Origin of the sequence: Nocardioides sp. (assembly GCF_030655615.1) — a bacterium.
Lineage (GTDB): Bacteria > Actinomycetota > Actinomycetes > Propionibacteriales > Nocardioidaceae > Nocardioides.
In genome coordinates, this window is sequence record NZ_JAURVJ010000072.1 from 14522 (window position 1) to 31361 (window position 16840).

Consider the following 16840-nt stretch of genomic DNA (forward strand, 5'->3'; position numbering starts at 1 on the left):
CTACGCCGCGGCGAGCAGTCCGCTGAGAACGCGCTCGCCGACGGACTGGCTCACTGGGCCGCGGGCCGGTCGTGGGGGAGCCGGCGCGACGGAGACGTGGTGGTGCCCGGTCGGGGTGAACGTGTCGACGCGGTGCCGGCCGCTCTCGTCGTCGGTGACCCGTTGTCGCCATCCCGGGGCCTGCTTGGCGTAGTCGCACGCCTCGCAGAGTCCCTGGGTGTTGGCCTCGGTCGTGGGTCCGCCCTCGGCCGCAGGCTGGACGTGGTCGTCGTGCCGGATCGGCGCGTCGCACCAGGGGGTGCGGCAGATGCCCTGGTCGCGGATGCGCAGGAACGTCGAGAGCCCGGCGCTGGTGAGGCGCTGATTGGTGGCCAGTGCGACGAGCCGGCCGGCGGGGTCGGCGTAGACCCGGCGGACCCAGGCGGCGCCGCGGTCGATGGCGTGGGCGACGAGGTGGCGGGCGACCTCGGCGGGCACGTCGCCGTGGCCGGGGACGAGCGCCGGGTCGGTGCCACCGCCGAGCAGGGTCGCGTCGGAGAGGATCAGGTCGACCTGGACCGGGACGTCCTCCGCAGCCGCCTGGCCGGTGACGCGCTCGACGAGCACGTCGGCCATCACCTGGCTGTGGGTGCGCCCGAGCGGGTCGCCCACGCCGATGACGTGGTCGGCCGTGCGCTTGAGCGCGGCGTGCACCGCGACGCCCTGCGCCAGGGGGACGAGGGCCGTGCAGTAGACCATCCCGTCGGGCGCCGGACGGGTGGACACGTGGCGGTCGCCGACCGCCCGTCGGTTGCGGCGTACGGCGGCGGCCGGGTCGCGCTTCTGCGCCGCCCGACGGGCCAGGCCCTCGAGCCGTCGGGTACCGACGCCGCGCAGCGTGGCGGGATCGGCGCAGAGCTCCGCGTCGATGTCGGCCCGCGCCTCGGGGTCGAGGCCGGACGTGGCGGTGACGATGACCTGGGCGCGGTACTCGTTGAGCCGACCCTCGCGCAGCGCGGCCAGCGTGTGGGGGAGCTCGGCAACGAGGTCCTTGGCCATTCCGAGCAGCACCTGTCCCCGGTGTGGCGACTCGCGTCGCGCCAGCGCGATCTGCGACGCGACACCGCGACCCTGGCGTGGCGCTCGTAGGCCCTGCTCGGACTGCTGGGCGCGTTGGGACGCGTCGACCTCGACGGCGACCTCGGCCTGGAGGGCGCACGCCGTGGACTTGAGGTCTTCGAGCGCCTGGAGGACGTCGATCCGTGCTGCGTCGGCCTCGCGGGTGCGATCGGCTGAGCCGACGGCGTCGAGCAGGAGACGACGGAAGTCGTCGATCACCTGGCCCGAGAGTTGCATTCTCTCATGATAATCGAACACATGTTCTAGCGCAACGGTCGCAGTCGACCTATTCGTGGGAGAAGACCCAGAGCGGGCCTCGTTCGTAGTCCCGGTCGAGGACGCGCTCCCGCAGGAGGTCGGGTGTGCTGCCGTCGATCGGCAGGTCGAGGATGCGCCAGTGGTAGTCCACGCCGACGGCGTAGCCCTCGGCGTCGACCAGCTCGACGAGGATGGAGTCGTCGTCGGTCCAGGCGACCTGCTCGATGGTGAGGTGAGCAGGGAGCGTGAGGCTCGTGACCTGCTCGAGCCGTCGGTCGTAGACGTCGATCGCCTGGCTCCCGTTCGTCGGCGCGTAGCGCGCGCGGAGGAGGTGCCGGCCGTCGGGGGCGAACCGCAGGCTGTCGGTGCGGCAGTTGCGCTCGGTGACCGCGCCACGTCGCAGGTCGTAGAGCACGAGGCAGCCGAACGGACCCTCTGCGTCGCGCATGGTGGCAGCCAGGGTGGTGCCGTCCGGGGAGACGTCGGTGATGCCGGTGACGGTCCGGGGGAGGGACGTCACTGGCTCGACCCCGGTCGCGCTCACTCGACGTACGACGCGGCTGTGGAGGTCGTAGGTGGTGGCGGCGCAGTCAGCCTGGGGGACCGCACAGCTGATCGAGACGAAGCCGCGGACCTCCGGCGGGGCAGCCAGCCGCACCGGCTCGGCGGCCCCGGTGCCCAGGACGCGCAGGTGACGGTCGGCGCCGATCCAGGCGACGGCCGTCCGGTCGGAGGTGACCTCGACGACGGTCTTCGGGGAGCGCTGGTAGGACGCGCGACGGGTGCCGGCGACGTCGTAGACGTCGATCCTGCGACTGAGGACGTCCATCACCGTGCGGCCGTCGGGGAGCACGACCAGCAGTCGGCCGACCGGTCCGACATCGACGGTGCTGCCGTCGAGTCGCGTCACCACTCCCTCGGACAGGACCGCGCGAGGTAGCGGCGCGGTGCTGACGGGATCGTTGCCGTACGGCTGCGGATGCTGGGCTGATCCTTCTCGGTGCTCCCGCAGATGAATCACGACGACGGCTACCAGCAGCACGGCGAGGACGCAGGCAACGACTCCTGCCCGCGGGCGGAGGTCCCACGCGTGACGAGGAGACCCGAGGTCGAGATCGCCCGTCACGCGCTATCGACCCTGCCAGGTGGTCAGGCACGCGCGGTTGCCCTGCGGGTCGGCCAGCACCCAGAACGCCGGCGCCGCACTGTCGTCGACCAGCACGCCGCCGGCCGCGACCGCCGCGGCGATCCGGTCCGCGACCACCTCGGGCGGGATCCGCAGGTCGAGGTGCCAGCGCTGCCGCGGAACGTCGTGGGCGTCGGTGGGCTGGAACCAGATCGACGCCCGGCGGCCGGTGCCGTCACGCAGCTGGGTCTCCCCCCATGCCTCGACGGTGTCGTAGGCGAGGAGCGCGGCCCAGAACGGCCTGATCTTCGCCTCGTCGGCCGAGTCGAGTGCGAGCTCGAGCACGCTGGTGCGCTCCGGGTGCGGCGTGGCGCCGGCAGCCAGGGCCAGCTCGCTGATGGTCCGGGCCAGCACCACGTCGCGCGAGGTCACCCCTCCGACGTCGCGGCTGAGCAGCCGGACGTCGAGCCGCCCGTAGGACAGGTCGAGGTCGGGGTGGTGGTCCATCTGCTCGGCCGCCAGTGCAATCGCGTCGACCAGCCTGACTGCCGTGACGAAGTCGCCGGTGTCGAAGCTGGCGTGGAGGCGGTCGATCAGCATCCGCCAGTCGGCCAACAGTTCGCCCTCGACGTCTTGCTCGGTCAGCGTGCGCTCCGGGTCGGGCGGGGTCTCGGTCGTCTCGCTCACTCGCGTCGCCACTTCTCTCGGCTGAGGGTCTGAGGTGAGTCTGGCGCGATCCACCGACGCGCTGCACTGCCGTACCGCCGTCGAGGGCAGGCACCGCGCCAGTGCCGTACCTGGGTGTCACTGGGTGACACCTGCGTACGGCACTGTCCCATCCACCCGGAGGGGCGCCTGCTAGTCGCCGTCGATGTCCTTAATGGCACGCACCGACTGCCACGGACGGTGGACGGTGTAGTGATCACCGCCGTCGCGTGGGTCCATCACGCAGTCGACGGTCCACCACCGACGGCGTACGTCGACCACCTGCTGCTTCAGGTAGCCCTGATGAGTCGCGTAGCAGCCCTCGGCCGCGTGGCTGAGCGAGACCTCCAAGCCGCCCCAGGTGAGCCCCAGCGAGCCCAGGACCAGCACGCCGGCCACGAGCACCCGACGACGAGACGACACGGGGCCAGTTTCGCCGCTAGCTCTCGGCCAGCTGGCGAGCCTGCTCGAGCGCCTCGCGCTCTCCCCGCACCTCGACCTCGCTCACGATCTGCTCGTCGAACGAACGCGAGTCCGCAGGGACCAGTCGCACGAGGCGGACGAGGAACAGGTCGCGACGGACGACCCTGCCGAGCGTGCGCAGCAGCCGCGAGACACCGACAGCCACCAGCCCAGCCAGACCGCCGGACGCGGCGACCTCGGGCTCGGGGGTGGCGAGCGGCGTGCGCTTGTTGACGACTCGGACGACGTGCTCCCCGTCGGGGCGGGGGAGACGCTGACTCTCCCAGACCGTGCCTGCGGGCGTGAGACCGTTGGAGACCACTGGACGTCCCTTCTCTCGAGCGACTTAGGCGGAGTGTATGCCTCAGCAAGGTCCCGCCCGGTCACGGACGAGCGTGTGAACGCTGCGTCGGCGCCCAGGAGCACGCTGCGGATCTCGAGGTGCGACACCGAGAAGACGCTCGCGCGGGCCGGCGGGCTGTTCAACCACTACCGGCACCACTACGGCGAGACCGACGGGGACGAACGCACCCTCGGATGGCTCACCGACATGGTCCGCGCGAACATGCTCACGGTCTACACGGCATCCCCGGCCTCGCAGGCCGGCTCGCCTCCGATCGGCCTCGCGACGAGCCACGCGGTCCCTGCCTCGTTGACGATGGGACGGTTCTGGCAGCTCCGTGACCTCTACGTGCTCCCCGAGCACCGTCGCCGCGGCGCGGCAGCTGCTCTGGTCGACGCGGTCCGGACGGCCGCTGCCGCAGCCGGCGCGACGCGGCTGTCCCTCGTGACAGAGCCGGACAACCGGGCTGCGCTCGACCTCTACCGCAGGCTTGGGTTCAGCCCTGTCGACGGTCTGGCAACGCTGAGCCTGGACCTCGCTGCCCGACCAACGACCTAGCCGGATAGCTAGGACCTGTGCCACGCGCGGAGCATGCCGGCGGTCAGCCGGGGCTCGGCGCCGCTGGGGGCTCCGCTCGTACGAGCAGCGCCCGGCAGGCGGATCCCGCGGACGACGCCCTCGTTGATCACCTGGCCGGTGCGAGGGGCGAACGCGATCCAGCGAACGGCTCGGTGCTCGACGCGTCGCGTCTCGCTGCTGCCGGGCGCCAGGCGGACCCGACCCTCGGGGCGCTCCTGCCGGATCCCGCCGTAGATCACGACCGCGCGGCTCGTCCGGGGGTTGGTGAAGCGGAGCCGGCCCGGCCGGTCAACCTTACGCACGGTGATCACGGGGGTCTTCTCGACCGTCACGGTGACGGTGGCCGGCGTGAGGTGCTGGGTGTCGCACGCCCAGTAGGTGAACTGGTAGGTGCCGGCGCGGTTGGCCCAGGGCAGCACCACGAGGCTCTCGTGAGCACCCTCCTCGACGGTTCCGTCGCCGCTGACGCCGACGCCCGAGGTGGGCGTCTGGATGCTGAAGTTGCCGTTGGGCTGGACCTCTGCCACTGACAACCCACGTTCAGGGGCCTGGACCCGACAGATCTCGAGGGTCTCGCCCTCCGCAGCGCTGTCGTTGGCGAGGACGTCGATGAAGGAGACGCCACCGAAGTCCAGGGTGCGCGCCTCGACGGTGATCGAGTCGTCGCCCGCGACGGGGGGCGGGGTGTCGTCGGCCATCGCAGGCACGAACGACCCGAGTCCCCACGTGGTGGTCGCGATGGTCAGGACGGTCAGGCGCAGAGCGCGACGAGGCACAGGTGGCTCCCCAGAGGTGCGGCCAGGACGGCCGGTGGATGACAGCGCACAGTACGACGCCGCCCGGACCGTCGTCCGGCGAACCGCCTCGTCTGGTTCACGTCCTCCGCCGCTCCGCGTCGGTGTCGAAGTCGGCCGACTGCTCCCGCTGCTCGAGCGGTTCCAGCTCCTCGAAGAGCGTGACGGACAGCCCGGCCGGGGCATCGAGGCGCGAGTTGAGGGAGCGCCAGGGCGTCTCGGTCGGCGGGGCGACGAGCTCGGCCCCGGCCTCGACGAGCCGCGTCGTACGAGCCTCGACGTCGACGACCTCGAAGGCCACCCGGATCCGTCCCTCGGTCGGGTGGCCGACCTCGACCCGGTCGATCATCCGGCGCTGGGCGGGGTTGGCGAGCTCGAGGGTCGCGCGACCGGCGTCGAGGATGGTGACGCGGGCGTCGCCGTCCCCCTCGAACGCCGCCTGCTCGGGGAGGCCTAGCGTGTCGCGGTAGAAGGCGACGGCGGCCTCGTAGTCGTCGGCCTCGACGACGAGACGCAGCTGCAGGACGGGTCGGTCGGTGGTCATGGACGGACCCTAGGACTCGGACCGGCGCGCGGGCTCGTGCTTTCCGGCCTTACCGGACGACCACGGCAGCCACGTCAGGAGGCAGGTCGCCGACACCCACGCCGGGCGCGAGGTAGATCGCACGCGCGTCGATCGCACTCACGACGGCCAGGTACGGACGGACGCCTCGGACGCTGTGCATCTCGACCTCGAGGACGTAGGGGCCCTGGCCCCCGCAACCGGTCTCCGTGCCCGAACCCAGCACGTTGCGCGGAGTGACCTCCTGAGTCGTCTCGTGAACGACGTACGACCGTCCCTCGAACTCGTACGTCGTGGGGCACGAGTCCTCGGAGCGCGAGCTCAGCACGACGACAGTGGTGCCGGACAGGAGGACTGCGCCGAGGACGAGAGCGCCACGCTTCATGCGCGAACGGTAGGCGACGACCGCAGCCGTCGGGGTGAATCAGCAAGACCTCGGTCGGGGTCGAGCGATGATTTCCACGCACCGAGTCGGTCGGCACCCCCACTGCTGGCTCGAGAGAGGCTGACTGACGTGGTGCGAAAGCTGACCTACGCCATGAACGTGAGCCTGGACGGCTACACCGCCGCGCCCGGCGACGACCTCGGCTGGAGCGTGCCGAGCGACGAGCTGTTCCAGTGGTGGTCGGACCGGGTGGGGGCGACGGGCCTGGCGCTGTACGGCCGCAAGCTGTGGGACGGGATGAGCGCCCACTGGCCGACCGCCGACCAGAAGCCCGACGCCACACCGGCGCACGTGGACTACGCCCAGCGCTGGCGCACCATGCCGAAGGTCGTGTTCTCGTCGACGATCAGCACGGTCGACTGGAACGCGCGGTTGGTGAGCGGCGACGCCGTCACCGAGATCGCCCGGTTGAAGACCGAGGACGGCGGCCCCATGGACATCACGGGCGCCACCCTCGCCGCGGCAGTCATGCGAGCCGGGCTGATCGACGAGTACCTGATCGTCACCCACCCGGTCCTGGTCGGCGCCGGCACGCCCTTCTTCACGGCCCTGGACACCTGGGTCGACCTGGACCTGGTGGAGACGCAGCCGTTCCCGGGCGGCGTGCTCATGACCCGGTACGAGACCAGGCGCTGACCACCCTGCCCTGTTCGACGTCGGGTCCCCCGATCGTCGGACAAACGGCGCGTCAGCACCTAGCCTCACGAGGTCCGCCTCCACAACACACCGGAGCATGTCGTGAGCACGCCACGCACCATCGCGGCCGCGGCCGTCCTCCTCCTCGCCACCCTCGTGATGCCGACGTCGGCGGCACGGGCCGATGAGCCCGCGGCGCCTGCAGCCGGCGCACCCGTGACCCGCGCCGACCACGTCACCGTGGCCGCGGACGCCGCCACGGAGATCGACGTGCTCGCCAACGACGCCGACCCTGACGACCCCTCCGGCACGAAGCTGACGGTCTGCCGGGTCGAGCCGCCCGCGGACAACCCGATCAACATCCAGATGTCGACCGGCTACGACGAGTCCGACTTCGACACCGGTGGGCACCCGGTCCTGTTCGTCTTCCCGTACCGAGCGAGGCCTGGCACCTACACCGTCGACTACTACGTCTGCGACTACGACTACCTGACCCCGGCGACGCTGACGGTCAAGGTCGCCCCCTCCCAGAGCCCCCACGCCGAGGTGCTGACGGCACGTCCCGGCTACGTCCGCTTCCACAACCCCGGGAAGCGACGGGCCGTGATCCAGTACGGATCCAAGGACGGGCGCACGGTCGACGGCACGTTCGTGCTCGCCGCGCACGCGGCGAGGACGGTCCGGACCGAACGACGCGCGATCCAGTGGACCGCGACGATCCGCACGCGCCATGGCGCGTCGTCCTACGGCAACATCCTGCGGGGCATCAAGCAGCCCACCACCCGGTCGGAGCCGGCCTCGGCACGTCCGCCAGCCCGCACGCTCGCGGACCGCACGGCGTGGCGGCTCGGCACCCAGCGGATCGGGCTCCGGCCGAGTCCGGGGTCGACGTGGCGGGCCTCACGGCCGGCCGCGGGCCGTGACGAGTCCACCGACGCCCCGGTCACCGCACCCGACACCGTCGAGGTGTCTCAGGGCTTCCTCGCGCTCTCCGACGTCTTGGCCAACGACTCCGACCCCGATGCGACCGGCGACGGCCTCGGCATCTGCCGTGCCTCGGTGCCTGTCGGCTCGGGCCTCGAGGTGACGCCGCTCGCTGGAGACGGCCCGTTCCTCGTGTGGGGCGTCGGCAAGCAACGCTCTCGAACCGCCGCCGATGCGAGCGACCCAGTCCCGTACACCCTGTTGGTCCAGGCGGGCCAGAAGACGCGAACGGGTACCTACCGCGTCACCTACTACGCGTGCGACCACCACTACCTGACCCCTGGCACCCTCACCGTGACGGTGACGAAGTCGCAGGTCGTCACCGCGCACAAGCTGAGGAACCGGCGGGGCGTCGTCCGCTTCACCAACCCGGGACCCCACGGCGCCACCGTCCAGGTCCGCGACCTCGGCACGGCGCAGGATGCGTTCGAGCGCATGCCGCTCATCGCTCGGTTCAAGCTTCCCGCCGGCACGTCGAAGAACCTGCGTCCGCGGGTGCGAAGCATCTATTGGTCAGCGACATCACGTCGGGGCCCAGGCGGCGGCGGCATCGTCGAAGGCATCGGTGGGCCGCCGCGCGGCTGACCTCAGCCGCGCACACCCCCGGCTGGGCGGGCCAACGGACGGGGACGTCGCGTCGGCACCTGGCGACGGCCGAGCTCCCGCACAACCACGGGTGAATGTCTGCAAGGACATGAACGCACCGTTCTTCGTCTAAACGTTCTTGCTGGTGCCGGCCTTGTCCTCGAGGTTGAGGGCGACCGCCCCGAAGTCGTCCTTCTCTGCCGGCGGCTGACCGTCGCCCCCACCGCCGCCGCCGGGTGTGGTCGAGTCGGAGCAGGGGCAGGGAATGGACTCGAAGGCCACACCGTCGCGGTCGGCGTCCAGGCCGTCGGGGTCGCTGTCGGGACCGCCGTGGTCGAGGAAGTACTGCTGGGCCTTCAGACAGGCGACGGCTGCGACGCCGCCACCCCGTAGGTGGCCTTCTCCTCGGCCGGCATCAGGATCCACAGCACCGGGTAGATCAGCAGCTGGCTGCCCGGCAGGACCATCAGGATCAGGACGAAGAGCAGCCGCGAGACCCACGGCCCGAGGCCGAAGCGGCGCCCGAGTCCGGCGCAGACGCCGCCGAGGATCTTGCCGTCACGGGGGCGGACGAGGCCCTGCTGGGCGAAGCTGGAGCGGATGTCGGTCATGGTGTTCCTCTGTCTGGTCGGCTGGATGGGTTGGTAGGTCCAGCATGCGTCCCGGCTGGACCGCCCACCATCGGGAACAGCCCTGGCCCGACCCCCGCCCGACGACTCAGGGTCCGGGCGACGTCGCCGATCCACCGCAAACCGGTGGAGACCGCGGGGGCTGGTCCGCGACGATCGACACCATGAGCCGCGTCGAGGTGGTCGTCGCCCACGACGAGCGAGCGACCCTTCGCGTCGGTGACGTCTTCCTCAAGATCGACACCGACCAGGCGGCCGCCGACGTCGAGGTCGAGGCCATGACGACAGCCCCGGTCCCGACGCCCGAGGTGCTGTGGCGCCGACCGCCCGTCCTCGCGTTGGCAGCGCTGCCCGGGGCCGCCATCGCCCGGCTCGGGGAGCCGTCGACGGCCTCGCCGAACGCGTGGTCAGCCGCCGGCGCCGTGCTCCGCCGGCTGCACGACGCGCCGCTCCCGCCCTGGCGCGGCCGGTCCATCGACGACAAGACGCAGGATCTCGATGAGGAGTGCACGTGGCTCGTCCGCAACGACGTCCTCCCGGCCGACCTGGTCGCGCGCAACCGCCACATCGCCCAGGCTGCCCTCCGGCCGTTCGCTCCCGGCTGCGAGGTCGACGTGCTGCGGTCCGCCTAGCCCTCCGGCGTCACCGTCGTGATGCAGAACGGGTGGCCGGCGGGATCGAGCAGGACCGTCCAGCGCGCGTCGTGCTGCTGCTCGGCGAGGCGCGCGCCCAGGCCGATCGCACGTCGTACGGCGGCAGCGGTCTCGTCAGCGGAGGGGCCGGCACTCAGGTCGAGGTGCACGATCGACGAGCCGGGCCAGTCCGGGACGCGGTAGTCGTCGACCCGCTGCGTCACGAGGGTCGCACCGGCAGTCCGGAGGCCGGCACTCGAGCTCGAGCTCCAGAGCACCTCTCCGCCGAGCAGGGCCTGGTAGAAGTCGACGAGCGCCGGGGGGTCCGGACAGTCCAGCGACACCGCTGCGACGCGCAACGCCCCGACCGCCGGCCCCGTCACCGCGGCCGCTCCCCGCGCAGCCGGTCCCACACCCCGGGCGGCACCCGGTCGAGGATCGCCTTCATGGAGGCGAGCACCTGGTCGATCTCGGCGGGGGAGTGCTCGCCGCGGCGGAACATCAGCAGCGAGTCGCCCTCGAAGCGCCAGGCCCGGTCCTGGTAGGACGCCAGCATCAGCCGCATGTCGGGGTGCAGCACGTCGTGGGCCAGCTCGGGGCTGGTGGTGCGCACGCTGAAGGCCTTGTCGAAGGCCGGGTCGCCGACCGGCTGGCCGCGTCCGAACAGCTCGCTGAAGAAGCGCCCCACCGCGCCGTGCGGCTCGACCTGCAGCATCGGGACCGACTGGGCCAACGAGCCGAGGTGCATCGACACGACCGAGTTGCGGTGCACCGTGCTGTCGTCGCCCGAGCGGGTCGTGTAGCGGTAGTCGAAGGCGACGAACGCCCAGCCCTCGTAGCGACCCTCGACGACGTTGGACGCGATCCGACGGCTGCCGCGTCCGAACGGCTCGCCGCTTAAGCGGTGCTCCAGGCCGGTGCCGTCGGGCGACCAGCGCCACTCGCGCTTCGCGGCGTAGGCCGCCATCCCCTGCGCCCGGCGGCGTCGGCCGGCGGCGGACGCGACGGCCGAGAGCACGATGATGCCGAGGACGACGAGGAAGAAGATCCCGAAGGCACCGAAGGAGAGGTTCATCGTGGCCGCCTAGTCGAGCTCGTCCCAGAGCGTGTCGACCAGGTCGACGACCCTGTCGGTGTCACCGGTGCGCCAGGTGACCCGGACGGTCAGGTCACCGGAGGGACGCTGGCACACGTGGTAGTCGGGGACGGCCTGGTCGGGCTGGAAGTCCGTGCCGGCGCGGGGCGGGTTGCTGCGCACGAGGATGCACTCGACGTCGCCGCGGGTGACCCGCTCGTACTGCGGCAGCGCGAACCCGACGTACGCGGGGTCGACGAACCCCTGGTCCGGGACCAGCGGCCCCGCCCTGCCCGCCACCGCGATGACGGCCACGGTCTCGAAGTCGTCGGCCCCGGTGTCGATGTAGGTCCGGGTGTCGGCCTCGGCACCGTCGAACGCGGCGGAGAAGCCGTCGCTGTTGAACGCGTTGGCCGAGCGCTGGCGGTCGAGCGCCTTGTCGGGGGCGCGGCCGTCGGGGTACGCCGCCGCGAGGTCGGACGCGACCAGGCCGTCGACCTCGTCGGGGAGCTCGAGGTCGGGGCCGGCGATCGACCGGACCAGGAACAGGCATCCGACCGCGAGGGCGACGACCACGACGGACGCGACGAGGCCGATGGTGAAGTTGCGGGAGCGCATGGTCGGACAGTCTCCCGTGCGCGGCCGGTGAAACGGGGTCAGCGGCCCTGGAACACGGGCTTGCGCTTCTCGAGGAACGCGCGGGGCCCTTCCTTGGCGTCGTCGGAGGCGAAGACGGCGGCGCCGACCCTGGCGTCGTCGGCCCAGCAGTCGTCCTCGTGCTTGCCCTCGGAGTCGCGCATCGTCTTGAGGATGGCCTGCACGGCCAGGGGGCCGTTGGCCGCGACCAGCGCGGCGAGCTCGTGGGCCTTGGCCAGGGCCTGGCCGTCGGGGACGACGTGACCGATGAGCCCGAGCTCCTTGGCCTCGGGGGCGAGCAGCGTGCGGCCGGTGAGGAGGAGGTCGGCGGCCACGGTGTAGGGGATCTGGCGGGGGAGGCGCACGGCCGAGCCGCCCATCGGGTAGAGCGACCAGCGGGCCTCGGCCACGCCGAACTTGGCGGACTCACCCGCCACCCGGATGTCGGTGCCCTGCAGGATCTCCGTGCCGCCGGCGATCGCCGGGCCCTCGACCGCGGCGATGAGGGGCTTGGTGAGTCGGAACCCCTTGAGCAGGCCCTTGATGACGCTCGGGTCGAACTCGCCCGACTCGAAGCTCTCCGACGGTGGCTTGGCGTCGGCGGTCTTGAGGTCCATCCCTGCGCAAAAGAAGCCGCCCGCGCCGGTGAGGATGCACACGCGAACCTCGGGATCGGCGTTCACCCGGTCCCACGCGTCCTCCATGATCCGCAGCATCTCGCTGGAGAGCGCGTTGCGGCGCTCGGGGCGGTTCATCGTCACCACCAGCGTGTGGTCGACGAGCTCGACGAGGCAGTGCGGCTGGGGGTCCTGCGCGGACTCTTCGGTCATGGCGCGGACGGTAGCGAAAAACTGGAACGTGTTCTAGTCTCGCGGTCGTGGCCAAGAACATCGCAGACCTCTTCGAGCACGCCGTGGACGCCGTCCCGGACAACCCAGCGGTCAAGGTGGGCGACGAGGTGGCTACCTACGCCGACCTCGAGCGCGACAGCAACAAGCTCGCGCACTACCTGACCTCGCAGGGTGTCAAGGCGGGCGACCACGTCGCCGTCTACGCCAAGAACAGCATCGAGCACGTCGTCGCGGTGCTGGCCGTCGTCAAGATCCGCGCGGTCAACATCAACGTCAACTACCGCTACGTCGAGGGCGAGCTCAACTACCTGTTCGACAACGCCGACGTCGTCGCGCTGATCCACGAGCGGCCCTACGCGCCGCTCGTCGCCGCCTGCGCGCCGAACCACCCGCGCCTCAAGACGTTCGTGGTGATCCCCGACGTGGTCGACGTCGACAACGACGCAGACATCTCCTCCTACGGCGGCGTCACCTACGCCGACGCGATCGAGGGCCAGAGCGCCGAGCGCGACTTCAACGAGCGCAGCGCCGACGACCTCCACATCATCTACACCGGGGGCACGACGGGCTTCCCCAAGGGCGTCATGTGGCGCCACGAGGACTTCTGGCGCGTGCTCGGCGGCGGCATCGACTTCTACACCGGCGTCCCCCTCGAGGAGCACGACCAGTCCAAGCAGGCCACCGAGCCGCGGCTGGTCACGTTCCCGATGAGCCCGCTCATGCACGGCGGCGCGCAGGCCAGCCTGCTGATGCACCTCTTCGCCGGCCACCTCACCGTGCTCGAGCCCAAGTTCGACGCCCAGAAGGTCTGGGAGGTCGTCGAGCGCGACAAGGTCCAGATGCTCTTCATGACCGGCGACGCCATGGCGCGCCCGCTGATCGAGGAGTACGAGAGCCGGCTCGGCACCGACCGGCCCTACGACGCCGCCAGCCTCTTCGTCATCAGCAGCAGCGCCGCGATCTTCAGCCCGCAGGTCAAGCGCCGCTGGATGGCGGCCTTCCCCGACGGCATCTTCACCGACTCGGTCGGAGCGTCGGAGACCGGCTTCCAGGGCATGGGCATGCAGGACAAGGACAACATCAGCAGCGACGGGCCGGTCATCGGCCTCGGCCCCAACAGCGTCGTGCTCGACGACGACAACCACCCGATGGACCTGACGACCAGCGTCGGCAAGGTCGGCCGGCTCGGCCGCGGCGGCTCGGTCCCGATGGGCTACTACAAGGACCCCGAGAAGTCGGCCCAGACGTTCCTCGAGGTCGGCGGCGAGCGCTACTCCGTGCCCGGCGACTTCGCGCGGGTCGAGGAGGACGGCAAGGTCACGCTGCTCGGGCGCGGCTCCAACTGCGTCAACACCGGCGGCGAGAAGGTCTATCCGGAGGAGGTCGAGATGGCGATCAAGTCCCATCCGGCCGTCTACGACTGCCTGGTCGTCGGGCTGCCCGACGACAAGTACGGCCAGACCGTCGCCGCCGTCATCCAGGCCCGCGAGGGCATGACCGTCGGGCTCGACGAGCTGCGCACGTTCCTCCGTACGTCGCTCTCGGGCTACAAGCTGCCGCGGCTGTTGACCCTGGTGCCCGAGATCCCGCGCAACGCGACCGGCAAGGCGCAGTACCCGCGCGCCAAGGAGCTCGCCCTCGAGTCCCGCGCCGCCGACACCGCGTCGGTGACCGAGGGAGCGCCGGCCTGATGCGCACGCCCATCTGCGACGAGTTCGGGATCGACTACCCGATCTTCGCCTTCACCCCGTCCGAGCACGTCGCCGCTGCCGTCTCGCGCGCCGGTGGGCTCGGCGTGCTCGGGTGCGTGCGGTTCAACGACACCGAGGAGCTCGAGCGGGTCCTGACCTGGCTCGACGACAACACTGACGGCAAGCCCTACGGCGTCGACGTCGTGATGCCGATGAAGATCCCCACCGAGGGCACCTCGATCGACCTTGGCGCGATGATCCCCGAGGACCACAAGCAGTTCGTCGACCAGACCCTGCTCAAGCTCGGCGTCCCGCCGCTGCCCGAGGGCGAGGGCCGCGACGGCGTGCTCGGCTGGCTCCACTCGGTCGCGCGCTCCCACCTCGACGTCGCCCTGCAGCACCGGCCGGTCTTCATCGCCAACGCGCTCGGCTCGCCGCCGGTCGACGTCATCGAGAAGTGCCACGAGCACGGGATCAAGGTCGGGGCCCTCGCCGGCGCCGCCAAGCACGCGCTCAGCCACGTCGCCAACGGCGTCGACATCATCATCGCCCAGGGCTACGAGGCCGGGGGCCACACCGGCGAGGTCGCCTCGATGGTGCTGACCCCCGACGTCGTCGACGCCGTCGGGCCCGACGTACCCGTCCTCGGCGCCGGCGGCATCGGCTCCGGCCGCCAGGTCGCGGCCTCGCTCGCGCTGGGCGCGGCCGGGGTCTGGATGGGGTCGATCTGGCTCGGCACCGAGGAGTACCGCCAGATGGGTGCCGGCAACAGCGAGGCCTGGGAGACCGCCTTCACCCGCGCCACGTCCTCCGACACCGTGCGCACCCGCGTCTACACCGGCAAGCCCGCCCGGCTCCTCAAGACCAGGTGGACCGAGGCCTGGGCCGAGGAGGGCGCCCCCGCGCCCCTCCCGATGCCGCTGCAGAACCTCCTCGTCGCCAACGCCCACAACCGCATCTCCGCCGCCAACGACCCCGACGTCATCTCGATGCCGATCGGCCAGATCGTCGGCCGGATGAACGACGTGCGCCCCGTCGCCGACGTCGTCGCCGACCTGGTGCGGGAGTTCGAGGAGACGGTCAGCCGACTCGAGAAGTACTGACCGGTCAGCCGGACTCAGCCGACGACGTGCCCGCGGTCAGGAACACCCGCAACGCCGAGACGAAGGACTCGGGCTGCTCGGAGTGGACCCAGTGGCCGGCACCCTTGATGGTCAGCTGGGTGGTGCGGGGGAAGAACGCCCGCATCGGGGCGGCGTGCTCGGGGCGGACGTAGGGAGAGGTCTGGCCGGCGATCCAGAGCGTCGGGTGGTCGAAGGTGGCGCCCTCGAGCTCGGCCGCGGGGAACTCCGCGATCGTCGGCAGCTCGCTCCGCAGCAGCGCGAGGTTGGCCTGCCAGCGCCAGCCCGGGCCCTCGGACCGGAGGTTCTGCAGCAGGAAGCCGCGGACGCGCTCGTCGGGGATCGGGTCGGTGAGCAGCCGGTCGGCGTCGGCGCGTCGGGAGACGGCCCCGAGGTCGAGCCCGGCGAGGCTGTCGAGGAGGTGGCCGAACTCGCTCTCGCCGTCGCTCAGCACGGGGGAGATGTCGACGACGACGAGGCGGCGCAGGAGGTCGGGGTGGCGGAGCGCCAGGACCATCGCGACCTTGCCGCCCATCGAGTGGCCGACCAGGTGGACGGGGCCGTCGGCAGCGAAGCCGGCCCGCAGGTCGGCGGCCACGACGTCGGCAACGGCGACGTAGTCGACGCTCTCGGTCCAGTCCGAGCGGCCGTGGTTGGGCAGGTCGACGAGCAACGACCGCAGCTCGGGCTCGAGGGCCCTGGCGACCTGGGTGAAGTTGCGGCCCTGGCCGAACAGTCCGTGCAGGAAGACCACCCGCTCGCCGGTCGTGCCGACCTCGGTGGTGTGGAGCTGCGTCACCCCAGAAGGCTAGGGCCAGCTCACGGGCGGCGGCGGAGCGGCGTCCACCGTCGGTGACGACCGACGTCGGGCCGGTCGGCCAGTTGTGTCGGGTCAGACCGGCTCGGCGGCCAAGGCGCGGCCGACGGCCAGCGCCTGCTCGGTCGCGCCGCCGAAGAGGAACTCGAACCGCTTGGCCGTCGTGAAGTAGCGGTGGGCCTCGCCGTCCATGTCGATGCCGACGCCGCCGTGCACGTGGACGGTCGTGTGGGCGAGCTTGTGGCCGGCGTCGGCCGCCCACAGCTTGGCCGTGGCGACCTCGGTGTCGGCGGGCAAGCCCTCGCTCAGGCGCCACACGGCCTGCCACAGCGTCAGCCGCTGGGCGAGGACGTCGATGTAGCCGTCGGCCAGGCGCTGGGAGACGGCCTGGAAGGTCCCGATCGGGCGGCCGAACTGCTCGCGCGTCTTGGCGTAGGCCGCGGTCAGGTGGAGTGCGCCCTCGGTGACGCCGAGCTGCTCCGCGGCGGCGCAGATCGTCAGCAGCTGGGCCAGCCGGGTCGCGGTCTCGGTGCCGCCCAGCGGTTCGGCCGGGGTGCCGTCGAGGTCGAGCCGGACGACGAGGTCGCGGTCGCTGCTGTGGCCCTCGACGGTCGAGACGCCCTCGGCTGCGGCGTCGACGAGGAAGACTCCGGTGCCCTCGTCGGTCGAGGCAGTGACCAGGAACGCTCCGGCGACCGCGCCGGCGCGCACCACTACCTTGGTGCCGCCCAGCCGCCCGTCGCGCACGACGACCGTCGGCCGGGCCGGCAGGTGCGACCGCTCCTCGGCGACGGCGGCGGTCAGCACGGCG

At 71.6% G+C, this 16840-nt stretch carries 22 protein-coding genes; 6 read left to right on the top strand and 16 right to left on the bottom strand.

The window, feature by feature from the left end; translation table 11 throughout:
* The 5 genes from Q7T52_RS06085 to Q7T52_RS06105 all read right to left on the bottom strand — a co-directional run bounded on the left by Q7T52_RS06085 (position 1) and on the right by Q7T52_RS06105 (position 3971).
* Positions 1-1335: a DUF222 domain-containing protein gene (locus Q7T52_RS06085; protein WP_304800404.1), complete on the bottom strand. Its 1335-nt coding sequence runs from the start codon at positions 1333-1335 to the stop codon at positions 1-3.
* 49 nt (positions 1336-1384) lie between these two features.
* On the bottom strand, positions 1385-2266 hold the full coding sequence (locus tag Q7T52_RS06090) for a WD40 repeat domain-containing protein (RefSeq protein WP_304800406.1): 882 nt from the start codon (positions 2264-2266) through the stop codon (positions 1385-1387).
* A gap of 219 nt (positions 2267-2485) precedes the next feature.
* Entirely contained in the window at positions 2486-3169 is a 684-nt protein-coding gene (locus Q7T52_RS06095; protein WP_304800409.1) for a 4a-hydroxytetrahydrobiopterin dehydratase, read from the bottom strand.
* A 171-nt stretch (positions 3170-3340) separates the two neighbouring features.
* Positions 3341-3610 carry a hypothetical protein gene (locus Q7T52_RS06100; protein WP_304800412.1) on the bottom strand — a complete coding sequence of 90 codons (270 nt, stop codon included), beginning with the start codon at positions 3608-3610 and terminating at the stop codon, positions 3341-3343.
* Between the two features lie 16 nt (positions 3611-3626).
* Positions 3627-3971 carry a hypothetical protein gene (locus Q7T52_RS06105; protein WP_304800414.1) on the bottom strand — a complete coding sequence of 115 codons (345 nt, stop codon included), beginning with the start codon at positions 3969-3971 and terminating at the stop codon, positions 3627-3629.
* Between the two features lie 75 nt (positions 3972-4046).
* On the opposite strand from Q7T52_RS06105, the gene Q7T52_RS06110 reads away from it, so the two are divergent.
* Entirely contained in the window at positions 4047-4550 is a 504-nt protein-coding gene (locus tag Q7T52_RS06110; RefSeq protein ID WP_304800416.1) for an N-acetyltransferase, read from the top strand.
* Positions 4551-4558: 8 nt separating this feature from the next.
* Here Q7T52_RS06110 and Q7T52_RS06115 read toward each other — a convergent pair whose 3' ends face one another.
* From Q7T52_RS06115 to Q7T52_RS06125, 3 genes are all read right to left on the bottom strand, one after another.
* Entirely contained in the window at positions 4559-5347 is a 789-nt protein-coding gene (locus tag Q7T52_RS06115; RefSeq protein ID WP_304800418.1) for an Ig-like domain-containing protein, read from the bottom strand.
* 97 nt (positions 5348-5444) lie between these two features.
* A complete protein-coding gene (locus Q7T52_RS06120) occupies positions 5445-5909 on the bottom strand; it encodes a VOC family protein (protein ID WP_304800420.1) in 465 nt (154 codons plus the stop codon).
* 49 nt (positions 5910-5958) lie between these two features.
* Complete coding sequence (locus Q7T52_RS06125) at positions 5959-6312, bottom strand: hypothetical protein (protein ID WP_304800422.1); 354 nt, start codon at positions 6310-6312, stop codon at positions 5959-5961.
* A gap of 132 nt (positions 6313-6444) precedes the next feature.
* Here Q7T52_RS06125 and Q7T52_RS06130 point away from each other — a divergent pair, with 132 nt between their 5' ends.
* The gene (locus tag Q7T52_RS06130; RefSeq protein WP_370692301.1) at positions 6445-7008 is read left to right on the top strand and encodes a dihydrofolate reductase family protein; all 564 of its coding nucleotides are present in this window, start codon (positions 6445-6447) and stop codon (positions 7006-7008) included.
* Between the two features lie 102 nt (positions 7009-7110).
* The gene (locus tag Q7T52_RS06135; RefSeq protein WP_304800426.1) at positions 7111-8577 is read left to right on the top strand and encodes a hypothetical protein; all 1467 of its coding nucleotides are present in this window, start codon (positions 7111-7113) and stop codon (positions 8575-8577) included.
* A gap of 129 nt (positions 8578-8706) precedes the next feature.
* Here Q7T52_RS06135 and Q7T52_RS06140 read toward each other — a convergent pair whose 3' ends face one another.
* Both Q7T52_RS06140 and Q7T52_RS06145 read right to left on the bottom strand, forming a co-directional pair.
* Positions 8707-9003 (bottom strand): hypothetical protein, encoded by a 297-nt coding sequence (locus Q7T52_RS06140; RefSeq protein WP_304800428.1) that lies wholly within the window; start codon positions 9001-9003, stop codon positions 8707-8709.
* Positions 8934-9188 (bottom strand): PspC domain-containing protein, encoded by a 255-nt coding sequence (locus Q7T52_RS06145; RefSeq protein ID WP_304800430.1) that lies wholly within the window; start codon positions 9186-9188, stop codon positions 8934-8936. The genes Q7T52_RS06140 and Q7T52_RS06145 overlap by 70 nt, the downstream gene beginning before the upstream one ends.
* Positions 9189-9370: 182 nt before the next feature.
* On the opposite strand from Q7T52_RS06145, the gene Q7T52_RS06150 reads away from it, so the two are divergent.
* A complete protein-coding gene (locus Q7T52_RS06150) occupies positions 9371-9838 on the top strand; it encodes a hypothetical protein (protein ID WP_304800432.1) in 468 nt (155 codons plus the stop codon).
* On the opposite strand, the gene Q7T52_RS06155 is transcribed toward Q7T52_RS06150, so the two are convergent.
* Genes Q7T52_RS06155 through Q7T52_RS06170 form a run of 4 tightly spaced genes read right to left on the bottom strand, consistent with a single transcriptional unit; the run spans position 9835 to position 12379 of the window.
* Complete coding sequence (locus tag Q7T52_RS06155) at positions 9835-10182, bottom strand: VOC family protein (protein WP_304800434.1); 348 nt, start codon at positions 10180-10182, stop codon at positions 9835-9837. The genes Q7T52_RS06150 and Q7T52_RS06155 overlap by 4 nt on opposite strands.
* A gap of 35 nt (positions 10183-10217) precedes the next feature.
* A complete protein-coding gene (locus Q7T52_RS06160) occupies positions 10218-10913 on the bottom strand; it encodes a hypothetical protein (RefSeq protein ID WP_304800436.1) in 696 nt (231 codons plus the stop codon).
* Positions 10914-10922: 9 nt separating this feature from the next.
* Positions 10923-11531 carry a hypothetical protein gene (locus tag Q7T52_RS06165; protein ID WP_304800438.1) on the bottom strand — a complete coding sequence of 203 codons (609 nt, stop codon included), beginning with the start codon at positions 11529-11531 and terminating at the stop codon, positions 10923-10925.
* 38 nt (positions 11532-11569) lie between these two features.
* A complete protein-coding gene (locus Q7T52_RS06170; protein ID WP_304800440.1) occupies positions 11570-12379 on the bottom strand; it encodes a crotonase/enoyl-CoA hydratase family protein in 810 nt (269 codons plus the stop codon).
* A gap of 47 nt (positions 12380-12426) precedes the next feature.
* On the opposite strand from Q7T52_RS06170, the gene Q7T52_RS06175 reads away from it, so the two are divergent.
* Together Q7T52_RS06175 and Q7T52_RS06180 are read left to right on the top strand one after the other, a co-directional pair.
* The gene (locus tag Q7T52_RS06175) at positions 12427-14091 is read left to right on the top strand and encodes an acyl-CoA synthetase (RefSeq protein ID WP_304800442.1); all 1665 of its coding nucleotides are present in this window, start codon (positions 12427-12429) and stop codon (positions 14089-14091) included.
* Positions 14091-15194 carry a nitronate monooxygenase family protein gene (locus Q7T52_RS06180; protein WP_304800444.1) on the top strand — a complete coding sequence of 368 codons (1104 nt, stop codon included), beginning with the start codon at positions 14091-14093 and terminating at the stop codon, positions 15192-15194. The genes Q7T52_RS06175 and Q7T52_RS06180 overlap by 1 nt, the downstream gene beginning before the upstream one ends.
* Positions 15195-15198: 4 nt before the next feature.
* Here the strand turns inward: Q7T52_RS06180 and Q7T52_RS06185 are convergent, their stop codons facing one another.
* Together Q7T52_RS06185 and Q7T52_RS06190 are read right to left on the bottom strand one after the other, a co-directional pair.
* Complete coding sequence (locus tag Q7T52_RS06185; RefSeq protein ID WP_304800446.1) at positions 15199-16011, bottom strand: alpha/beta fold hydrolase; 813 nt, start codon at positions 16009-16011, stop codon at positions 15199-15201.
* Between the two features lie 93 nt (positions 16012-16104).
* Positions 16105-16840: acyl-CoA dehydrogenase family protein (locus Q7T52_RS06190; RefSeq protein ID WP_304800448.1), on the bottom strand; the 736-nt coding region annotated here is incomplete at its 5' end.